This window comes from Falsiroseomonas sp. RANM36 (assembly GCF_056682175.1).
Map to the genome: position 1 here is coordinate 194,885 of NZ_JBWXTD010000003.1, position 893 is coordinate 195,777.

An 893-nucleotide genomic window follows, 5' to 3' on the forward strand; every position below is an offset into this window, starting at 1 on the left:
GGGGGGGGGGGGGGGGGGGGGGGGGGGGGGGGGGGGGGGGCCCCGCCCCCCCCCCCCCCCCCCCCCCCGCCCCCCCCCCCCCCCCCCCCGCGGCGTGGTCTGGACGGCGCGCGCGAAAGGGGCGATCCGTTCCGCACCCCCGAGGGGAACGGAGACATCCATGCTGCGCATCCATGGCATCGCGAAAAGCCGCGCCTTCCGCTGCATCTGGGCGGCGGAGGAAGCCGGCCTCGCCTACGAGACCGTGCCGGTCGGCTTCGGCGCCGAGCACAAGCCCGAGGTGCTGAAGGTCAACCCGAACGGCAAGATCCCGGCGCTGCAGGACGGCGACCTCACGCTGTTCGAGAGCCTGGCGATCAACCTGCACATCGCCGCCAAGGCCGGCGCGGCGCTGATGCCGACGGGCGACGATGCCTCCCGCGTGCTGCAATGGACGCTCTGGGCGGCGACCGAGGCCGAGCCCACGCACCAGCAATGGGCCTACAACACCTATGTCCGGCCGGCCGAGCAGCGCGACGCGGCGGCGGCGGCGGCGGGCGCGGCGGCGCGGGGCCAGCGCCTGGCCGTTCTGGAGAAGCACCTGGCGGAAGGCGGGCCCTGGCTGCTGGGCCGCGCCTTCACCATCGCCGATGTGAACCTGGCCGCCGTGCTCTACGGCTCCTGGGCGAACGGCTTCGACTACGCGCCCTTCCCGAAGGTGAAGGCCTGGCTCGACGCCTGCCTCACCCGCCCGGCGGCGCTCAAGGCGCGGAAGATGCGCGAGGGCTGAGCGGCCCGATGACGGAGGGGCGCCAGCCCCGCAGGTCTGGATCGGTCCGCCACGCATGAGGCGCCAGCCGGAAGCGGGCCCCGGGGAGCCCGGGGCGTAGAGCGCGAGGGGGCCCCAGCCCAAG

The 893-nt window shown here is 75.9% G+C and carries 1 protein-coding gene; it reads left to right on the forward strand.

Annotation, left to right across the window (positions count from 1 at the left end; translation table 11 throughout):
• The first annotated feature begins 160 nt into the window (after positions 1 to 160).
• Positions 161 to 769, forward strand: coding sequence for a glutathione S-transferase family protein (locus AC1MIR_RS05750; RefSeq protein WP_480027228.1), 609 nt, complete (start codon positions 161 to 163; stop codon positions 767 to 769).
• Positions 770 to 893 lie beyond the last annotated feature (124 nt).